This window comes from Lysobacter sp. H21R4 (genome assembly GCF_015277535.1).
In the GTDB taxonomy this organism is placed as follows: domain Bacteria; phylum Pseudomonadota; class Gammaproteobacteria; order Xanthomonadales; family Xanthomonadaceae; genus Novilysobacter; species Novilysobacter ciconiae.
Genome location: NZ_CP063772.1, coordinates 2,496,184 through 2,515,541 on the forward strand (window position 1 = coordinate 2,496,184; position 19,358 = coordinate 2,515,541).

Genomic DNA, 19,358 nt, shown 5'->3' on the forward strand with positions numbered 1-19,358 from the left:
ACAGACCCCGCGCGGGGCCTGTCAGCTGTTGCGGAGTAATGCTGCCTAGTCGAACGTCTTGGTCACAGTCAGGTAGTAGCCCCGGCCCAGTGCGTTATGCAGGCCCGAGTAGAAGCCCAGGCTCCGCGGCGCCAGGCGCGGATCACGATCGGTGATGTTGCGGACGTTGAAGCGCACGGTCGTGTCTTCGAACACGTTGCCGGTCTTCTTGAAGCGGTGCTCGGCCCACAGGTTGGTCGTGGTCCAGGACGGCACGCGGAACAGCGTGCCGTCAGGCAAGCTGGCACCGGTTGAATCAAACGGGCCGACATAGCGGACAAACGCGCCCAGGCTCCAGTTGCGGTAGCGCCAGCTGCTGCTCAGGGTCGCGCGCCATTCCGGCGTGCCGTTGATGCCCAGCAGGCTGCCGGCGTTGCGGATCGTGAAGCCGTCATTGATCACGCCGTCCTGCTGGGCGTTCATCACCAGATCCTCCAGGTCCGACGGCATCTGCATCTGCTCAAGCAGCCGGCTGCCGTTGAGGTTGGTGGTGAAGGTGCCCCAGTCGGCGGTGCGCAGGCGATGCGAGATGCCGTAGTCGATGCCCCGGGTCCGGCGCGGCAGGCGGTTGGTGTACTGGTCGCGCACCTGCAGCACGTTGCCGACCGCCTCCAGCCCGGTGCCGGCGAAGTTGGCGATCTGCTCGTCGCTGGGATCGTCACGCATCACGTTGGGATTGGACGAGCCCTGGATGCGCATCAGGTAGTCGAGCGCCAGGTGGGTCTGCTCGCCGGTGATGGCGATCATCTGCTCCTGGTCGATCTTCCAGTAGTCCGCGGTGAAGGTGAAGTCGCCCATGGCGTCGGGCAGGAAGCGGGGCTGGAACACCAGACCGACCGAGGTCGCCTCGGAGGTTTCCGGCTTGAGGTCGAGGTTGCCCTCGCGTACGGCCTGGGTGCTGAAGGACTTGCCGCACGCGCTGAAGCTGGAGATGCGGCCGGCGCGCAGGTCCGCCTCGCACTGGTAGTAGTCAAGGCGTGTGTTGCTGACCACGGTCCCGTCGGAATGGATCTGCAGGATGTTGGGCGCCAGGAAGCTCTCCGACCAGCTGCCGCGCATCATCAGGCCATCGAGGATGTCCCAGGCAAACGCGACCTTCGGCTTGGCCACGCTGCCGAAATCCGAATAGCGCTCGTAGCGACCGGCGATCTGCAGATCAAGCGAGCGAACCAGCGGAATCGCCATCTCGCGCGACACCAGCGGCACCGCTATCTCGGCATAGGCCGAGGCCACCGAGCGCGAGCCGCCGTTGTTGCCCGACGGGCTCGCCCCCAGCACGTCGCTGGTCGGGAGATCGGTCAGCGGGTTGGTGTAGCCGATCTGCCCGTTGAGGCGCGGATCGCGCTGGTCGTCGAGCTTTTCGTGACGCCACTCGGCGCCGAACGCCAGCCCAACATCGCCTGCCCACCATTCAAACACGTCGGGACGGGCGAAACGGGTATCCACCTGGAACAGCGAGGCGGTACTACGACGCACCACCGGCACCAGGAAGCCGGCGACCGTGTCGGCGTTGGTCATCGCCGGCGGCTGGCTCCAGTCGTCCAGGTTGCCGCCGGTGAAGGGGTTGTAGGCACTCTCGTCAGCGCGGGCGAGGGCCTCGGCGAACAAAGTGTTGCTGATGGTGCCGAACTGGGTATCCACGGTGCGGGCGCGCGAGTAGAGCACCGCGCTTTCCCAATCGAACCCGCCCACGTCGCCGCGGACGCCGCCCAGGACGCGATACGACGTGTCATCGACCTCGTAGGGGCGGGTGGTCTCGGTGGCGCGGTAGCTGCTGATGCGCACGTCAAGGCCTTCGTCGGGCGCATCGATGCCCGGCAGGCGGTTGGGGTTGAGGCTTCCGTCGGGCAGGTACTTGGCGCCAAACGGGTTCCAGTAGTTGGATCCCGGCACGATCATCGGCGCAGCGGCGAGCGAGGCAGCCTGCTCCCGCATGCCCTCGTAGGTCGAGGTGTAGTAGCTGACCTCGCCGAACGCGACGAAGTCGTCGTTGAGGTCGTGCTCGATGGTGGTGAACAGGTTGCCGCGGTCGACGCCGCCCATCAGGTAGCGCTGCGAGTTCGCGTTGAAGCGCAGCGGCCGGTCGATGGTGCTGTTCTGCAGTCCGGTCTGGATGCACACGTCCTCGTACAGCGCGGTCACGCAGCCGTTGGCGATGGGCTCGATGTGGAAGCTGCCGGCGGCGGTCGTGATCGCCTTGCCGTCCTGGCGCACGCGCACCCGGTCGACCGTCTGGAAGGCGCCCCAGGCGCTGGCGGTCATCCGGTCATCGAACGCGGTCATCCCTTCCCACTGCGTGCCTTCGAAGAACGGCCGGTGATCCTGGCTGGCGGCGTAATCGCGCTCGGAGTTCTCGAAGATGCTGCGGTAGGTGTAGCCGCCCAGCAGGGAAACCCGGGTGCGGCCGTCGTTGAACCACCGGCCGGCCTTCACGTTGAAATTGCCCTGGCGGAAATCGGTGCCTTCCGAGCCGCCGTACTGGGCCTGGGCGCGCAGGCCCTGGAAGTGCGTATCCATGACCACGTTCATCACGCCGGCCACGGCATCGGAACCGTACAGCGCGGAGGCGCCGCCCAGCAGGGTTTCCATGCGCTGCACGCCGTACAGCGGGATGGCGTTGATGTTGGCGGTCTGGCGCGGCACATAGGTTTCCGTCTGCGTGCCGGGGTGGTTGACCATGCGGCGACCGTTCACCAGCATCAGCGTGTTGCCGGTGCCCAGGTTGCGCAGGTTGACCGAGCCGACGTCGCCGCGCGCGGCGTTGAGGTTGCCCGCGGTATCGGTGTTGTCGAACATCATGTCGCCGACCTGCGGAAGCGACTGCAGCAGGTCTTCGCCGGAGACGGCGCCGGTGGCAGCCACGTCCTCCTCCGAGACCACGAACACCGGCAGCATGCCGGTGTCGTTGTTGCCGGCGAGGTGGCTTCCGACCACGACGACGCGATCGAGCTCCTTGGCCTTGGCCTCCGCTGGCTGGGCCGCTGCCGGGGACGCGTCCGTCGCAACCGGCGTGGCGGCCGTCTGGGCCGTGTCCTGGGCCAGCGCGGTGGCCGGCTCAATGAGCATCGCCGAGGCGAGCATCACACTGAGAATCGTGCGTTTGGGTGCGTAGTTCATCTTTGGTGTATCCCCCGGAGAGCGGCTGACTTTGGCAACGCCTGACCCGATGGTAGCCACGGCGGTGAGCGCACAAGGCCACCAATGCTTTGCCAGGGGATAGCCTGGGGTTATGGGATGGCCCAAAGAAACTGTGGGACATCGGCCTGACGCGGCGGCATGCTCGGGAGCACTCCGCCCTTGCGCACGCTGTCTGCGCGCGGGGCGTTGGCCATAGAAAAGGATCCCGCAATGACCTTCAAAACGTCTCAGGCGATTACGTCGCGCGCCCTGGTCGCCCTACTCGTCAGTGCCGCGCTGGCGCTCTGCTCCGTGCAGGCCACCGCCCAGACCCGGCAACTGCTGAACTACGCCGCGATCCACAAGCCGGTCCACGGCGAGAAGGGCATGGTCGCCAGCCAGAACGAGGCCGCCAGCGAAGTCGGCGCGCAGATCCTGCGCGACGGCGGGAATGCGGTGGACGCGGCGGTGGCGACGGCCTTTGCCATGGCGGTGACCCTGCCGCGCGCGGGCAATATCGGCGGCGACGGCTTCATGCTGGTGCACCTGGCCGGCGACAAGCGGACGGTGGCAATCGACTTCCGCTCCAAGGCGCCGGCGCTGGCCACGCTGGACCGCTTCATCGGCGAGGACGGCACGATCGCCGGCGACAAGCAGGGCTACAGGGCCGCCGGCATCCCGGGCACGGTCTCCGGGTTGGCCACCGCGCACGGCAAGTACGGTCGCCTGCCTTGGGCACAGCTGCTGCAGCCGGCGATCGCCCTGGCCGAGGACGGCATCGTGCTCAGCCGCGACGAGGCCTTCGCGCTGGACTGGGGACGCAAGCGCCTGGCCCTGAGTCCGGCCGGCGCGAAGGTGTTCCTGCATCCCGATGGCAGCGCCCTGCGGGCCGGCGAGAGGCTGGTGCAGACCGATCTCGCCTGGTCGCTGAAGCAGATCGCCGCGCACGGCGCAAAGGCCTTCTATGAGGGCGAAATCGCCGAGCGGCTGGTCGCGGGCATGATCGCCAATGACGGCCTGATCCGGAAGGACGACCTGGCCGCTTACCGGGCCGCCGAACGCGAGCCGCTGCGCAGCAGCTACCGCGGCCACGAGGTGGTGACCATGTCACCGGCCAGCGGTGGTGGCGCCGGCATCATCGGCATGCTCAACATCCTGGAGAACGTCGACATGGCCGGCTACGGCGCCGGTTCCGCCGATGCGATCCACTACATGAGCGAGGCGATCAAGCTGGCCTGGGCGGACCGCCGGCTGCACCTGGGCGATCCGGACGCCGTCGACCTCCCGCTGCGCGGGCTGGTATCGAAGGCCTACGCCGCCGAACGGGCCAAGCGCATCTCGCCGCGCCGCGCGAAGCCGGCATCCAAGGTGCCCGGCGGCGATCCATGGGCGCATGAGAGCCCGCAGACGACCCATCTCTCGGTCATCGACGGGGACGGCAACGCGGTCGGGATCACCTACACGCTCGGTTCGGATTTCGGCTCCGGGGTGATGGTCGACGGCACCGGCTTCCTGCTCGGCAACCTGGTCGGCAACTTCTCCATGCGCGCCCAGCTGCAGGCGCGCGAATCCGGCCAGCCGGAGCCGCCCAACTCACTGCATCCGGGCCGGCGCCCGGTCTCCAGCATGGCGCCCACCTTCCTGTTCAAGGACGACCGGTTGCGGATGGTCACCGGCAGCCCGGGCGGCAACACCATCCCCGGCACGGTGATGCAGAGCATCGTGGACGTCGTCGACTTCGACCTGAACATCGCCGAGGCCACCAGCCTGCCGCGCATCCATCAGGAGATGGACAGCGACGGCGTGCTGCGGGTGGAGCGCGGCATCAGTCCCGACACGCTGCGGCTGCTGGAGCAGCGTGGTCACCGGATCGAGACCGGCGAGACCATCGGCAGCACCCAGATCCTGTCGGTGGGCGAGCACGGCGTGGAAGGCGCCGCGGATCCGCGCCGTCCGGGCGCCGCCGCCGTCGCCCAGTAGCGAGCAGGCGCTGGCGCTGACGGCAGATCCGCGCAAAGACCGCTAGCGGGCGAAGTTCATGAACCCGGTGATGATCAGGGCGTTGGTGAAGTCGATGAAGAACGCGCCCACCAGCGGCGCCACCAGGAACGCCCGCGGCGCCATGCCGTAGCGCTGCACCAAGGTGCGCATGACGGCCATCGCGTTGGCCGTCGTGCCGAGCATGAAACCGATGAAGCCGCCACCCATCACCGCCGCGTCGTAGTCCTTGCCCATCGCGCGGAACACCACCACGCAGAAGGCCACGACGATGGCGACCTGGACGACCATGTTCACCGCCAGCGGCAGCGCCATGCCGGCCAGCTCCCACAGCTTCAGGTTCATCAGGGCCACCGACAGGAACAGGGCCAGGCAGATGTTACCGATCAGGTCGATGGTCCGAAGCGGAAGCCCGATCCAGCCCGTCACGTCGTCCACGTTGCGCACCACGGCGCCGATCAGCATCGCGCCGATGTAGGCCGGCAGGGTCAGGCCGAGGGCCTCGAAGCCCTTGCCGATCCAGGCGCCCAGCCACATCGCGACCATGATGAAGATGATGCTCTTGAGCGCGCTGAACTCGCGTTGACCCTCGGTCTGCGGCGGATCCACCTTGGACTCGGTCACGTCCGGGACCTCGGTGGGATGGCCGCCGGGCGTCTTCAACCGCCAGCGGCGGATGATCACGGTCGCGACCGGGCCGCCCACGATGCCGCCGCAGACGATGCCGGCCATGGCCGAGGTGATGGCAATCGATTCCGCGCCTGCCAGACCGGCCTGTTCGAACAACGGCGCGAACGCCAGGCCTGTCGCCGGCCCGCCGGCCATCGTCGCCGAGCCCACCAGCACGCCGAACAGCGGATGCAGTCCGAACATCGAGGCCACGCCGAGACCGACCAGGTTCTGGACCACGACAAAACCGGTCGCCAGCGCGAGGAAGATGCCGACCTGGCGTCCGCTGATGCGCAGCAGGGCCAGGCTCGCGTTGACCCCCAGGGTGGTGAAGAACGCCACCATCAGCGGCGTCTGCAGGGTCGTGTCGAGCTCGAACAGGGTCGTGCCCTGGCCGTGCGCGAACAGCACGATCAGCGCGATCACCAGCCCCCCGACCACCGGTTCGGGCAGGTTGTAGCGCCGGAAAACCGGAATGGCGCGGCACAGCGCGTACCCACCAAGAAGAGCCAAGCCGCCCAGGGCGACGGTTTCCACCGCGTCAAGTTGAAGCAATTGGGTTCTTCCCTTGGTTGTGAAAGGTGATCAAACGCGCATCCGCAGTCACGGACAAGTGCCTTCGGTTGGCACATGGTGAAGCATCCGGCCGCCCAGCTCATCCGTCTGCGCGCCGTCGCTGATCGCGACCACGCCATTGACGATCAGGTGATTGACCCCGACCGAGAGCTCGCGCGGCTGGACGTAGGTGGCCCGCGCCGCCAGCGTCGCCGGATCGAACACGACCACGTCGGCGAAGTAGCCCGGCCGCAGGTAACCGCGTTGCTGCAGGCCGAGGATATCGGCGCTCAGGCCGGTGGAGCGGTGGATGAAAGTGGCGATGTCGAGCAGTTCGCGCTCGCGCACGTAGCGGGCGAACTTCTCCGGGAAACTGCCGTACTGGCGGGGATGGCCGTTGGATCCATCCGAGCTGGTCACCACCCAGGGCTGCTGCATCAGCAGGTCGACATCGTCCTGGCGCATGTTGAAGGAAGCGATCGAGGCGCTGCTGCGCACGCCGGGAGGACGCTGGTCCTGGCCGATGATGCGCAGTGCGGCATCGATGGCGGACACGCGCCAGTCGGCAGCGACTTCCGCCAGCGTCCTCCCGGTCCATTCCTCACCGATGGAAGTGAGCAGGATCGCGTCGGCACCGCCGCGGCGGCGCAGGTTGTCGTCCATTTCCTCGCGGATGCCAGCCAGCTGCGCGGGGTCGGCGAAGCGTTGCAGCATCGCCTCGCGCCCGCCCTCGCGTGACCACGGCGGCAGCAACGCGGCCGCTAGTCCGGTCCCGGAGGCCAGCCACGGGTACTGGTCGGCGGTCACCCGCTGGCCGTCCGCGCGCGCCTGCTCGACCAGCGCGACCAGCTCGGCGGCCTTGCCGTGCACGTCCACCCCCAGCGCCTTGATGTGGGCGATGTGCACCGGCATCCCGGCGCGGCGGCCAATCTCGATCGCCTCGCGGGTCGACTCGACCAGGCCGACCCCGTAGGACGATTCGTCGCGCTGATGGGTGTCGTACAGCCCGCCGCGGCGCGCGGCCTCGCCGGCGACGGCGACCACCTCGTCGGTGCTCGCGTAGCTCTGCGGCACGTAGAAAAGCCCGCTCGACAGGCCGAACGCGCCCTCGCACATCGCCGATGCGACCAGCCCGCGCATCCGCGCCAGCTCGGCCGCGTCGGGCGCACGCGCGCTCTGCCCAAGCACCCGCGAGCGCACAGCGCCAAATCCGACGTAAGGCACCAGGTTGGTCCCCACCCCGTGGCGGTCGAACCACGCCCGCTGCCTGGCGATATCCGGGCTGCCGCCACCGTCGACGCCGATCCCGATCGTGGTCACGCCCTGGTACAGCCACGGCGCGTTGCGCCGCTGCGCCGGGTCGTCGGAACGGATGTAGGTATCGGGATGCGAGTGCGGATCGATGAAGCCCGGTGCGACCACCTGCCCGGCGGCCTCGATGGTGCGCGCGGCCCGATAACGCTGCGTTGCGTCCGGTCCGACCCAGACGATGCGGTCATCGACGATGGCGACGTCGGCTTGGCGCATCGCGCCGGTGCCGCCGTCATGCAGCGAGCCGCCGACGATCAGCAGGTCCGCCTGCGGCAGTTCTGGCGCGGGCCCGTGGGCGCATGCCGCCAAAGCGCCCGCAATGACGGCGACGCGAATCAGACGGGCGACGGTAAATCCAGCAAAGCGTGGCAAGCGCAAACCCCCTGATGCGATGCAGTGCACTCGACCATAGGTCAGCACCTGCGCTGGCGACACTGATAAAACGCGGCCCGTCCATAACCCCGCGTTATGGGCGGTTTAGCCGGCGCCGGTGGCGCCGCCGGCGCAGAGCGATAGAATCGATGGCTTCTTCCGCCTCGCGTACGCAATGGCCACTCACGACGATTTCAAGCAAGCCGCCCTCGACTACCACAGCCAGAATCCACCGGGAAAGATCAAGGTCGCACCGACCAAGGCGATGGTGACCCAGCGCGATCTGGCGCTGGCGTACTCGCCTGGGGTGGCCTACGCCTGCGAAGCGATCGTCGCCGACCCCAACACGGCCCGTGACTACACCGCGCGCGGCAACCTGGTCGGGGTGATCACCAACGGCACCGCGGTGCTCGGCCTGGGCGACATCGGGCCGCTGGCGGGCAAGCCGGTGATGGAAGGCAAGGGCGTGCTGTTCCAGAAGTTCGCCGGCATCGACGTGTTCGACATCGAACTGGACGAGCGCGATCCCGACAAGCTGGTCGACATGATCGCGGCGATGGAGCCGACCTTCGGCGGCATCAACCTGGAAGACATCAAGGCGCCGGAGTGCTTCATCGTGGAGCGCAAGCTGCGCGAGCGGATGAAGATCCCGGTCTTCCACGACGACCAGCACGGCACCGCGATCATCGTCGGCGCGGCGGTGTTCAATGCGCTGGAAGTGGTCGGCAAGCAGTTCCAGGACGTGCGCATCGCCACCACCGGCGTTGGCGCCGCCGGCATCGCCTGCCTGGACATGCTGGTGGCGCTGGGCGCGCGTCCCGAGAACATCCTCGCCTTCGATCGTGATGGCGTGCTCTACACCGGCCGCGGGAACCTCGACCCGGAAAAGACCCGCTATGCGCGCGACACCAAGCTGCGCGAGCTGGCGGAAATCGTCGACGGCGCGGACGTGTTCCTCGGCCTGTCGGCCGGCGGCATCCTCACCCCGGAGATGGTCGCCACGATGGCCGAGCGCCCGGTGATCATGGCCCTGGCCAACCCCTACCCGGAGATCCTGCCCGACGACGCCAAGGCGGTGCGCCCGGATGCTGTGATCGCCACCGGCCGCTCGGACTACCCCAACCAGGTCAACAACGCGGTCTGCTTCCCCTACATCTTCCGCGGCGCGCTGGATGTCGGCGCGACGGTGATCAACGAGGAGATGAAGCTCGCCTGCGTGCATGCCATCGCCCAGCTGGCGCGGCTGGAAGCTGGCGATCTGGCGTCTGCCTACGGCGGCGAGGTGCCGACCTTCGGCCCCGAGTACCTGATCCCGCGCCCCTTCGACCCGCGCCTGATGGTGATGGTGTCGGCGGCGGTCGCCCGCGCGGCGATGGATTCGGGCGTGGCTTCGCGGCCGATCACCGACATGGCCGCCTACGAGGAGCAGCTGGGCCAGTTCGTCCACCGCACCGGCCTGCTGATGAAGCCGGTCTACGACCGCGCCCGCCGTGACCGCAAGCGGATTGTGTACGCCGAGGCCGAGGAGGAAGTCGTCCTGCGCGCGGTGCAGACGGTGATCGACGAAGGCCTGGCGACGCCGATCCTGGTCGGCCGCCCGGACGTGATCCAGCACCGCATCGAACGCCTGGGCCTGCGCATGCGCCAGGGCGTGGACTTCGAGCTGACCAACATCCACGATGACCCGCGCTTCCACGAGTACTGGCAGCAGTACCACGCGCTGACCGAGCGTCGCGGCGTGACCATCGAGGCGGCCAAGGCGCTGATCCGCTCGCGCCCGACCCTGATCGCGGCGCTGATGGTCGAGCGCGGCGAGGCGGACGCGATGATCTGCGGTATCGTCGGCCGCTTCAACAAGAAGCTGGGCTACCTGCGCAGCGTGTTCGACTTCGACCGCGGCATCACCGGCACCTCGGCGATGACCGGGGTGATCAACGACGCCGGCGCCTGGTTCTTCCTCGACACCCACGTCCAGCTGGATCCCAGCGCGGAGCAGATCGCCGAGGCGACCCTGCAGGCAACCTATCGCCTGAAGCTGTTCGGGGTCGAACCCAAGGTCGCGCTGCTGTCGCACTCCAACTACGGCAGCCACGACAATCCGTCCGCCAGCAAGATGCGCCGGGTCCGCGAGATCCTCAGCGCGCGCGCGCCCAAGCTGGAAGTCGACGGCGAGATGATGGCCGACACCGCGTGGAACGAGGCGCTGCGCAAGCGGGTCTTCCCCAACACCACGCTGCACGGGCGCGCCAACCTGTTCGTCCTGCCCAACCTGGACGCGGCCAACATCACCTACAACATGTTCCGGGTGGCCACCGACGGCGTCGCCATCGGTCCGATCCTGATGGGCCTGGACCAGCCGGCGCACATCCTCACCAACGACTCCACCTCGCGCCGGGTGGTCAACCTGACCGCGATCGCGGCGGTGGACGCGCAGATCCGGGCGGCGCGTCGGCGCTGACAGTTCGCGGAACCGGCCGGGCTTGTCGCCTGCCGGTTCCGCGTTTCATCGGTACGGTTTTTCCGCCATGAACCCGGCGCCGCGCTCGCCGCGGGCTCAACCGGTGTTCTGGATCCCGGCGGCGATGCCGTTGACGGTCGCCATCAACACCTGCAGCAGCTTGCCATCCTCGCGCCCACTCGCGCGCCAGCGCTTCAGCAGGTCGACCTGCAACAGGCTGATCGGGTCCACGTAGGGATTGCGCAGCCGTATCGACTGCTGCAGGCGCTGGTCGCCGTTGAGCAGCTCGTCCTCGCCCTTGATCGCCAGCACGGCGTCGCGGGTGCGGCGGAATTCGGCGGCGATGGCCGGGAACATCTGCGCGTGCACGTCCGGTTTGCCGGTGACCGACGGGGTGTCTCGGGCCAGCTGCGAATAGCACTCGAAAATGCCCAGGTCCGACTTGGCCAGGACCATCTCCACGTCATCGATCAGGGTCGCGAAGAACGGCCAGTCGCGCGCCAGCTCGGCGTATGCGTCGGTGCCGTGGCGTTCCAGGCCGCGCTCCAGAGCGGTGCCCACGCCGTACCAGGTGGTCAGCCCGGAGCGGTTCTGCGACCACGAAAACACCCACGGGATCGCCCGCAGCGATTCCGCCCCGCCGCTGCCGATGCGCTTGGCCGGGCGTGAGCCGATCCGCAGCCGCTCGATCACATCGATCGGGGTGACGGCGCGGAAGTAGGCGGAAAAATCCGGATGCTGGTGGACCAGTGCCCGGTAGTGGGCGCTCGAATCGCGGGCCAGCTCGGCCGCCAGCGCCCGCCAGCGCGGCGCGCGCGCATCCAAAGGCCGCGGTCTCAGGGTGGCCCGCATGACCGCGCCGGCCGCCTGCTCCAGGTTGCGCAAGGCGATGGCGCGGGTGCCGTACTTGCGATGGATCACCTCGCCCTGCTCGGTCAGGCGCAGCACGCCATCCACCGATCCACGCGGCGCGGCGACTACGGCGCGCTCGGTCTTGCTGCCGCCCCGGCTGGCCGAACCGCCGCGGCCGTGGAAGAACACGATGCGCACGCCACTCTCGCGGGCCAGCGCGGTCAGCGCCACCTGGGTCTGCTGCAGCGCCCAGCGCGAGGCGATGATGCCGCCGTCCTTGGCACTGTCCGAGTACCCCAGCATGACCAGCTGGCGGTTGCCGCGCGCCGCCAGGTGGGCGCGGTACACCGGGTCGCCGAACAGCGCCCGCATCGTGGCATCGGCCGCCTCCAGGTCGGCCACGGTCTCGAACAGCGGCGCCACGTCCAGCGGCACCACCGGCGCCGCGTCCGCGCCGGCGTCTGGGGGCTCCACGCAACCGGCCACGCGCGCCAGCGCCAACACCGCCAGCGCATCGGCGGCACTGCGGCTCATGCTGATGATGTAGGGACCGAACACGCGCTCGCCGTAGCGCGGCCGCAACCGGGCCACGGCGCGGAAGACATCCAGGGTACGCACCGCCTCGCTGGCGTCGGCGTCGGCGGGAACCAGATCGCCCGCCATGATCCGATGCAGGCGGTCGGCCCGCTCCTGCGCGCTGCGCTCGGGCCATTGCGGATCCTGCAGGAGAGCCGCCAGCGCGGCGTCGTGCACGGACGAGTCCTGGCGCAGGTCGAGGCTGGCGAGGTGGAAGCCGAAGCAGCGCGCGCGCCGCAGCAGGCGTCGCAGCACGAAGTCGCCGGCATGTTCGCCGCGGTTGGCCATCAGGCTGGCGTGGATGCACTCGATGTCGGCGACGAAGCTGGCGGCGTCGGGATAACCGCTGGCCTCGTCGTGGCTGGTCGCGCGTAGCCGGGCCGCCATCAGCATCAGTAGGTTCCGGTACGGCATGTCGGCGTGGCGCGGGTGCAGTTCGGCGGCCGCCTCGGGCAGCAGTTCGCGGTAGGCGGCGACCTGCCCGATCACCGCATCGCTCACCGACACCCGGCTGAGCGACTGGCTGAGCAGGTCGGCCAGGCGGGCGATGTCACGGCGGTAGGCGGCCAGCACCAGCGCGCGCTGTCCGGCCAAGGTGTCGGCGATGGTGTCCGCGCCCACGTTGGGGTTGCCGTCCATGTCGCCGCCGACCCAGCTGCCGAAACCCAGCACGTCGGGCAATTCGACCGCATCGCCATAGTGCTCGCGCAACGCGGTCTCGAAGTGCTCGAAGAACACCGGCAGCACCCGGTACAACACCTCGGACAGGTAAAACCCGACGTGCTCGAACTCGTCGGCGACGCTGGGCTTGGCCGCCGGCGCCTCGACGGTCTGCCAGCTGGCGGTGAGGGCCATGCGGATGCGGCCGTGGTCGGCGCGGCGCTCGGCGGGCGTGCGGTTGCGGTCGATGTCGTTGACCAGGCTGCGCACGATCTGGCGCTCCTTGTGCAGCAGCACGCGGCGAACGGCCTCGGTCGGATGGGCGGTGAACACCGGCTCGATGCGCATGCGCGGCAGCAGGTCGGCCAGCTCGGCGGCCTCCACACCCTGCCCGGCCAGCGAGCCGATCACGTCCAGCAAGCCGCCGGGCTGGGCGCCCTGTTCGGCGCGCTCGTGGTCGCGCCGGCGGCGGATGCGGTGCACGCGCTCGGCCAGGTTCACCGCCTGGAAATAGGTGGAAAAGGCGCGGCCCAGATCGCTGGCCTTCTGCAACTCGTGGCCGGCCAGCGCCTCGGCCAGTTCGGTGACGGGCTGGTCGTTCTCGCGCCGGCTGATCGCGGCCCGGCGCAGCGCTTCCACCTCGGCGAGGAAGTGCGGGCTGCGCTGCTCGGCGAGGATCCTGCCGACCATGCCACCCAGCAGGTTGACGTCCTCGCGCAGGAACGTATCGACCGCCGCGAACGTCACCGTGCGCAGCGAATCGTCGTTGGTAGCGGTAGTGGAATCGTTGTCTGTGCTCATCCAGCCACGTTAACGCAGCTGGTGTTGCGGTGCATCATTTCGTGCGCGCCGGGCAAGATGCACGCCGACTCAGTAGGCGAACTCGCGGAATACCGGGTCCACGCTGCCGCCCCAGACGCCGTGGTACAGCGCGAGCTTGCGCTCGGCGGGCGTCTCGCCGGCCTCGACCAGCTCCATCAGCGGCGACAGGAAGATCGTCTCGTCGCTGCCCACATCGTTCAGGCGCGCGCGGCGGGCCAGTCCGTGGGCGGAGATCTGCAGCGCCTCGCGGGCGACGTCCAGCACGGTGCCCTTGCGGAACGGCAGCTTGAACGCCTGCCGCGGCACGCCGTTGCGCAGCGCGTGCAGCTCCTCCAGGCTGTAGTCCTTGACCAGGTCCCAGGCGGCATCCAGCGCGCTGTCGTCGTACAGCAGGCCGGTCCAGAACGCCGGCAGGGCGCAGATCCGGTTCCACGGCCCGGTGTCGGCGCCGCGCATCTCCAGGTATTTCTTCAGCCGCACCTCGGGGAACGCCGTGGTGGTGTGGTCGGCCCAGTCCTGCAGCGTCGGCAGCTGGCCCGGGTACGCCGGCAGCTTGCCGGCCATGTAGTCGCGAAACGACTGGCCGGCCGCATCGATGTAGTTGTCGCCGCGCTGGATGAAGTACATCGGCACGTCGAGCAGGTAGTCGACGTAGCGCTCGTAACCGAATCCGTCCTCGAAGACGAAATCCAGCATGCCGCTGCGATCGTTGTCGGTGTCGGTCCAGATGTGCGAGCGGTAGGACAGGAAGCCGTTGGGCTTGCCTTCGGTGAACGGCGAGTCGGCGAACAGCGCGGTCGCAATCGACTGCAGCGCCAGCGACACGCGGAACTTCTTCACCATGTCGGCCTCGGAGGCGACATCCAGGTTGACCTGCACCGTGCAGGTGCGGGTCATCATGTCCAGGCCGAGGCTGCCGACCTTGGGCATGTACTCGCGCATGATCTTGTAGCGGCCCTTGGGCATCCACGGCATCTCGTCGCGGCGCCACTTGGGCTGGAAGCCCATGCCCAGGAAGCCCAGACCCATCGGCTCGGCCACCGCGCGCACCTCGCGCAGGTGCGAGGACGCCTCGCGGCAGGTCTCGTGCAGGTTCTCCAGCGGCGCGCCGGAGAGCTCCAGCTGCCCGGCCGGCTCCAGCGACACCGACGCGGCATCGCGGGTCAGCGCGATCACCCGGCCGTGCTCCTCCACCGGCGCCCAGCCAAACTGGACCAGGCCCTTGAGCAGCGCCTCGATGCCGCGCTCGCCGTCGAAGGTCGGCGGACGCAGGTCATCGAAATGGAAGCCGAACTTCTCGTGCTCGGTACCGATCCGCCAGTCGTCGCGCTCGCGAACGCCCGAGCTGAGGTAATCCACCAACTGGTTGCGGGATTCGATCACGGCTTGTTCTACATGACTGGGACCGGACACTTGCACCTCGTCTTTGCTCTGGGGGATTGCACTGCCGAATGTGCGGGATCAGGCCTGCATTGCAATGACCGCCGCGCGACGGTCCGGGCGCGGAGCGTCCCGGTCACAGCTCCAGCCAGCCCTCGATCACGCGCCGCGCCTCGTCCACACCGAGCTTGGACTCGCCGGAAAACAGCTGCGCGGTGACCGCATCGCCATGCTCGGCCTTGAGCGCCTTGCGCACCTCCAGCAGGGCGGTGCCCTGCGCGCCGCGGCTGAGCTTGTCGGCCTTGGTAAGAATCGCGTGCGCCGGCAGGCCACGGCTGACCGCGTAGCCGAGCATCTGCCTGTCGTACTCCTTCAGCGGATGACGGATGTCCATCACCACCACCAGACCCTTGAGCGCCTCGCGGGTTCGGAAATAGCGGTCAAGAAACGCCTGCCAGTGCGCCTGCAGGTCCTTGGGCACCTTGGCGTAGCCATAGCCGGGCAGATCGACGAGGAAGCGGTCGGTGCTCGGCGGGAGTTCGAAAAACACCAGTTGCTGCGTGCGGCCCGGGGTCTTGGACACCCGCGCCAGCGCGTTCTGCTGGCAGATCGCGTTGAGCGCGCTGGACTTGCCGGCGTTGGAGCGGCCGGCGAACGCGACCTCGTAGCCGCCGTCAGGCGGCAGTTGCGCCGGCGTGTGCGCCGCCAGCAGGTACTGCGCACGGATAAGGGGATTGGCCATGGCGCTAGGATCGCATGGCCGGGGCGACGACGTGCGGGAATCACCGTCCCACGCGTGGGTATCGTGCGGCCAACGGCGGCGAAATGCTGGCGCCACCGGCACTCGCGTTGACCCCATGCGTCGCCCCGATGATAATTCTGCAGTTCGGCGGCCGTTAACAGACCGCCACTTCAGCGTTTTCCGGAGCCCAGCCCCATGAGCCACGCCCGCGTCCTAGGTATCGCAGGTCTTGTCGTCTTCGCGGCGGCGGCCGTTGCCTATGCCCAGACCACCGTGACCCCGGTCCCCGACGCCGCACCGGTGGAGACCTCTCCGCTGGAACCCGCAGCGCCCGAGCACGCCACCTGGGGCGACGCCCAGAACGGCCAGACCCTCGCGGGCACGTGCGCCGCCTGCCACGGGCTGGACGGCAACTCCGAGATTCCGATGTACCCCCGCCTGGCCGGCCAGAGCGAGCGCTACACCGCCCATCAGCTGGCCCTGTTCAAGAGCGGCGAGCGCAACGCCGGCATGGCCGCGGTGATGAAGCCCTTCGCCGACATGCTCAGCGCGCAGGACGCGCATGACCTGGGCGCGTACTTTGCGACCCAGAAATCCGGCGCCGGCGTTGCCGACGACACCCTGGTGACCAGCGGTCCCTATGCCGACAAGAAGTTCTACGAGATCGGCGAGAAACTGTTCCGCGGCGGCGATCCCGCCCGCGGCATTCCCGCCTGCATGGCCTGCCACGGCCCGGCCGGCAGCGGCAACCCCGGCCCGGCATACCCGCACGTCGGTGGCCAGCATGCGGACTACGCCAAGCAGCGGCTGGAGCTCTACCGTGCCGGCACCACCTCGCGCACAGATCCGCGCCTGTTCAACATCATGGCCAGCATCGCCAAGCCGTTGACCGATGAGGAAATCGGCAGTCTGGCCAGCTACATGCAGGGCCTGCATCCGACCGCTGACGACATCGGCGTGGATCCCAAGGCCGTGGCCGTGGCGCCGGCGCCCGTCGCCGCGGCCGACAGCGCTGAAGCGCCTGGCGCCGAAGCGAACGCCGACGCCGACGCCAGTGCTGATGGAAGCGCGCCGGAAACGGCGCCGGAAGCGGCTCCCGAGCCGACGACCGAAGCACCGGCGACCGAGGCTGCGCCCGCCACCGACGCCAAGCCGGACGACTCCCAGGGCTGAGGCTTGCGAGCCCGACTCCCGAGTTCTGCGCTTGTCGTTCATCGCGCCGGCCGTATCGTTACGGTCGGCGTTCTTGTTTGAGGGAATCTGTCCATGAAGTTCTGCCCCACCCTGCCCACCTCCGGCCGCGCCCGGTTTGCCCGACTGGCCGCCACCGTCCTGCTTGCCGTCGTCCCCCTGCTCGCCTGCGCGGCGCCGCCCGCGCCGGATGCGCTGGTCGCGGGCACCGATTACGCCGTGATCCCCGATGGCAAGCCGTTCGAGACACGCCCGGGCAAGATCGAAGTGGTCGAGGTCTTCGGCTACACCTGCCCGCACTGCGCGAATTTCGAGCCGGCGCTGCAGGAGTGGAAGCAGCGGCAGAAGCCCGATGTCAACGTGGTGTCGGTACCGGCACCCTTCGGTGGGTACTGGATCCCTTACGCGCAGGCGTTCTACGCCGCGCAATCGATGAACCTGGTCGAGCGCACCCACCGCGACCTGTTCCGGGCCATCCACCAGGAGCACCGCTTGCCGATCGGCGGCGCCACCCCGCAGGTCATCGCGAAGTTCTACGCCGGCTACGGCGTGGACGCGGACGATTTCGCCGCCGCGATGACCGGCAAGCCGGTCCAGGAAAAACTGGTCGCGGCGCGGGATTTCCTTGCGCGCAGTGAGGTGGAAGGGACGCCAACGCTGATCGTGGCTGGCAAGTACCGCGTGATGGGCAAGAGTTCCGATGACGTCCTGCGCATCACCGACGCGCTGGTCAACCGCGAGCGCGCCGCGCTGGTCCGGCAAAAGAAATAGGCTTTTGACACCGTAACCGGGCGGCCGCGCTCGCGACCGTCACGTTATTTTCTGGAGAATCACCGATGTCCTTGTTGCCCCGCTTCGGCCTGACCCTGGCAGCCCTGCTCGCCCTTTCGGCCTGCTCATCGCAGGCGCCCTCCGGTGCCAACGGCGATGCCGCGCCTGCGGCGACGCCCGCGCAGACCGCCGGCAGCGATGCCTCGCCGTCCACCGCGACCTCCGCGGCCAACGGCGGTGGCGCGACGGGTACCCAGACCGCGCCGCGAAACGCCCAGGCCGGCGGCTCGGAAACCCTGGTGCGCACTCCGGGTCCGATCGTCCCTCCCAGGGGTCCGGCGCCCGTTGCGGGAGTCGACTACGTGGAAATCCCCAACGGTGAGCCGTTCCAGCCGGGCACCAACAAGATCGAAGTGGTGGAAGTGTTCGGCTACACCTGCCCGGCCTGTGCCAGCTTTGAGCCGCTGGTGACCGCGTGGGCCGCCAAGCTGCCCGAGGACGTGCAGTTCACGCCGCTGGCGGCGCCGTTCGGCGGCTTCTGGGACCCGTTTGCGAAGGCCTTCTACGCCGCACAGTCCAACGGACTGCTCACCCAGAGCCATGACGCGATGTTCAATGCCGTCCACCTGGAGCGCAGCCTGGCGCCGGACGCGAAAGAGGACCAGATTGCCCAGTTCTACAGCCGCTTCGGCGCCGACCCCAAGCAGTTCGCCAACACCATGGCCAGCTTCGGCGTGAAGGCGAAGATGAGCCGCGCGCGCAAGTTCATCCAGGGCGCGGGGGTCGATTCCACCCCGAATCTCGTCGTCGACGGCAAGTACCGCATCACCGGCAAGAGCTGGGAGCAGAACCTGGAGATCGCCGAGCACCTTATTGCCGCCGAACGGGCCGCCAGGTCCACCGCCGGTGCGGGCGGTGACACCGCCCCGGTCGATGCGGACGCCGCGACCGACCAGGACTGATCCGCGCCCGCCTTGCCTGCCATGCCCGCTCCCGACCCCAACCGCCCGACCGAAGACGGCGCCCCCGTCGACGCCGGCCCGCCGGCGGGTTCGCGGCGGCTGCGGCTGCTCAGCGCGAACATCCAGGCCGGCTCCAGCACGCGCGGGTATCATGATTACGTGGCACGCAGCTGGTCGCACGTGTTGCCGGCCGGCAACAAGCGCGGCAGCCTGGACCTGATCGCCAAACTGGCCGGCCAGTACGACATCGTGGGCCTCAACGAGGCCGATCCGGGCAGCCTGCGCTCGGGCTTCACCAACCAGACCGAGTACCTGGCACGGCATGGCGGCTTCGACTACTGGAGCCACCAGCCCAACCGGCGCATGGGCGGCGTCGCGTCCAGCGCCAACGGCCTGCTGAGCAAACTGCAGCCGATCGAGGTCACCGACCACTCGCTGCCCGGGCGAATTTCCGGCCGCGGCGTATTGCTGGCGCGTTTCGGCGAAGGCGACGACGGCCTGGTGGTCGCCATCGCCCATCTGTCGCTGGGCGCCAACTCCCGCAGCACCCAGCTGGGCTTCATCGCCGAGCTGCTGCAGGACCACCGCCACGCGGTCCTCATGGGCGACTTCAACTGCGCGGTCGAGCGTCCGGAAATGCAGGCCCTGTTCCGCAACACCCGACTGCAACCACCCGCCTGCGCGGTGCCCACCTTCCCCAGCTGGCAGCCGCAGCGCGCGATCGACCACATCCTGATCAGCAGCGGCCTAGGCTGCTCGGGCGCACAGGCGATGCCCGCCGCACAGTCCGACCATCTGGCGCTGTCATTGGAGCTCGACGTGCCGGACGCGGCGCTGCGCTGAGCCGCTGTCGCGCTGGCGACCATCAAGTCCTTCCGACGAA

11 protein-coding genes and 1 pseudogene are annotated in these 19,358 nt (G+C 68.7%); 6 read left to right on the forward strand and 6 right to left on the reverse strand.

Translation table 11 applies throughout. The features are described 5' to 3' along the window. Positions 1 to 45: 45 nt before the first annotated feature. Complete coding sequence (locus tag INQ40_RS11390) at positions 46 to 3,156, reverse strand: TonB-dependent receptor (RefSeq protein ID WP_194340518.1); 3,111 nt, start codon at positions 3,154 to 3,156, stop codon at positions 46 to 48. A gap of 231 nt (positions 3,157 to 3,387) precedes the next feature. Here INQ40_RS11390 and ggt point away from each other — a divergent pair, with 231 nt between their 5' ends. Next, on the forward strand, positions 3,388 to 5,136 hold the full coding sequence (gene ggt, locus INQ40_RS11395; RefSeq protein WP_194340519.1) for a gamma-glutamyltransferase: 1,749 nt from the start codon (positions 3,388 to 3,390) through the stop codon (positions 5,134 to 5,136). A 42-nt stretch (positions 5,137 to 5,178) separates the two neighbouring features. Here ggt and gltS read toward each other — a convergent pair whose 3' ends face one another. Together gltS and INQ40_RS11405 are read right to left on the reverse strand one after the other, a co-directional pair. Beyond that, positions 5,179 to 6,378, reverse strand: a complete 1,200-nt coding sequence (gene gltS, locus INQ40_RS11400; protein WP_194340520.1) for a sodium/glutamate symporter — start codon at positions 6,376 to 6,378, stop codon at positions 5,179 to 5,181. Between the two features lie 48 nt (positions 6,379 to 6,426). Beyond that, positions 6,427 to 7,998, reverse strand: coding sequence for an amidohydrolase family protein (locus INQ40_RS11405; RefSeq protein WP_228482012.1), 1,572 nt, complete (start codon positions 7,996 to 7,998; stop codon positions 6,427 to 6,429). A gap of 238 nt (positions 7,999 to 8,236) precedes the next feature. On the opposite strand from INQ40_RS11405, the gene INQ40_RS11410 reads away from it, so the two are divergent. Further along, the gene (locus INQ40_RS11410) at positions 8,237 to 10,519 is read left to right on the forward strand and encodes an NADP-dependent malic enzyme (protein WP_194340521.1); all 2,283 of its coding nucleotides are present in this window, start codon (positions 8,237 to 8,239) and stop codon (positions 10,517 to 10,519) included. A 96-nt stretch (positions 10,520 to 10,615) separates the two neighbouring features. Here the strand turns inward: INQ40_RS11410 and ppc are convergent, their stop codons facing one another. From ppc to yihA, 3 genes are all read right to left on the reverse strand, one after another. Then, on the reverse strand, positions 10,616 to 13,408 hold the full coding sequence (gene ppc, locus INQ40_RS11415; RefSeq protein WP_194340522.1) for a phosphoenolpyruvate carboxylase: 2,793 nt from the start codon (positions 13,406 to 13,408) through the stop codon (positions 10,616 to 10,618). Between the two features lie 69 nt (positions 13,409 to 13,477). After that, positions 13,478 to 14,842, reverse strand: a complete 1,365-nt coding sequence (locus INQ40_RS11420) for a glutamate--cysteine ligase (protein ID WP_194340523.1) — start codon at positions 14,840 to 14,842, stop codon at positions 13,478 to 13,480. A 103-nt stretch (positions 14,843 to 14,945) separates the two neighbouring features. Next, a complete protein-coding gene (gene yihA, locus INQ40_RS11425; protein WP_193984677.1) occupies positions 14,946 to 15,551 on the reverse strand; it encodes a ribosome biogenesis GTP-binding protein YihA/YsxC in 606 nt (201 codons plus the stop codon). Positions 15,552 to 15,746: 195 nt separating this feature from the next. Between yihA and INQ40_RS11430 the strand changes: the two are divergent. The 4 genes and pseudogenes from INQ40_RS11430 to INQ40_RS11445 form a co-directional block, all read left to right on the forward strand. After that, positions 15,747 to 16,502: pseudogene (locus INQ40_RS11430) on the forward strand (c-type cytochrome); the annotation flags it as partial. A gap of 315 nt (positions 16,503 to 16,817) precedes the next feature. Then, positions 16,818 to 17,513 (forward strand): thiol:disulfide interchange protein DsbA/DsbL, encoded by a 696-nt coding sequence (locus tag INQ40_RS11435; protein ID WP_194340524.1) that lies wholly within the window; start codon positions 16,818 to 16,820, stop codon positions 17,511 to 17,513. A gap of 65 nt (positions 17,514 to 17,578) precedes the next feature. Then, complete coding sequence (locus tag INQ40_RS11440) at positions 17,579 to 18,475, forward strand: thiol:disulfide interchange protein DsbA/DsbL (protein WP_194340525.1); 897 nt, start codon at positions 17,579 to 17,581, stop codon at positions 18,473 to 18,475. A 105-nt stretch (positions 18,476 to 18,580) separates the two neighbouring features. Then, entirely contained in the window at positions 18,581 to 19,318 is a 738-nt protein-coding gene (locus INQ40_RS11445) for an endonuclease/exonuclease/phosphatase family protein (protein ID WP_193987368.1), read from the forward strand. Positions 19,319 to 19,358 lie beyond the last annotated feature (40 nt).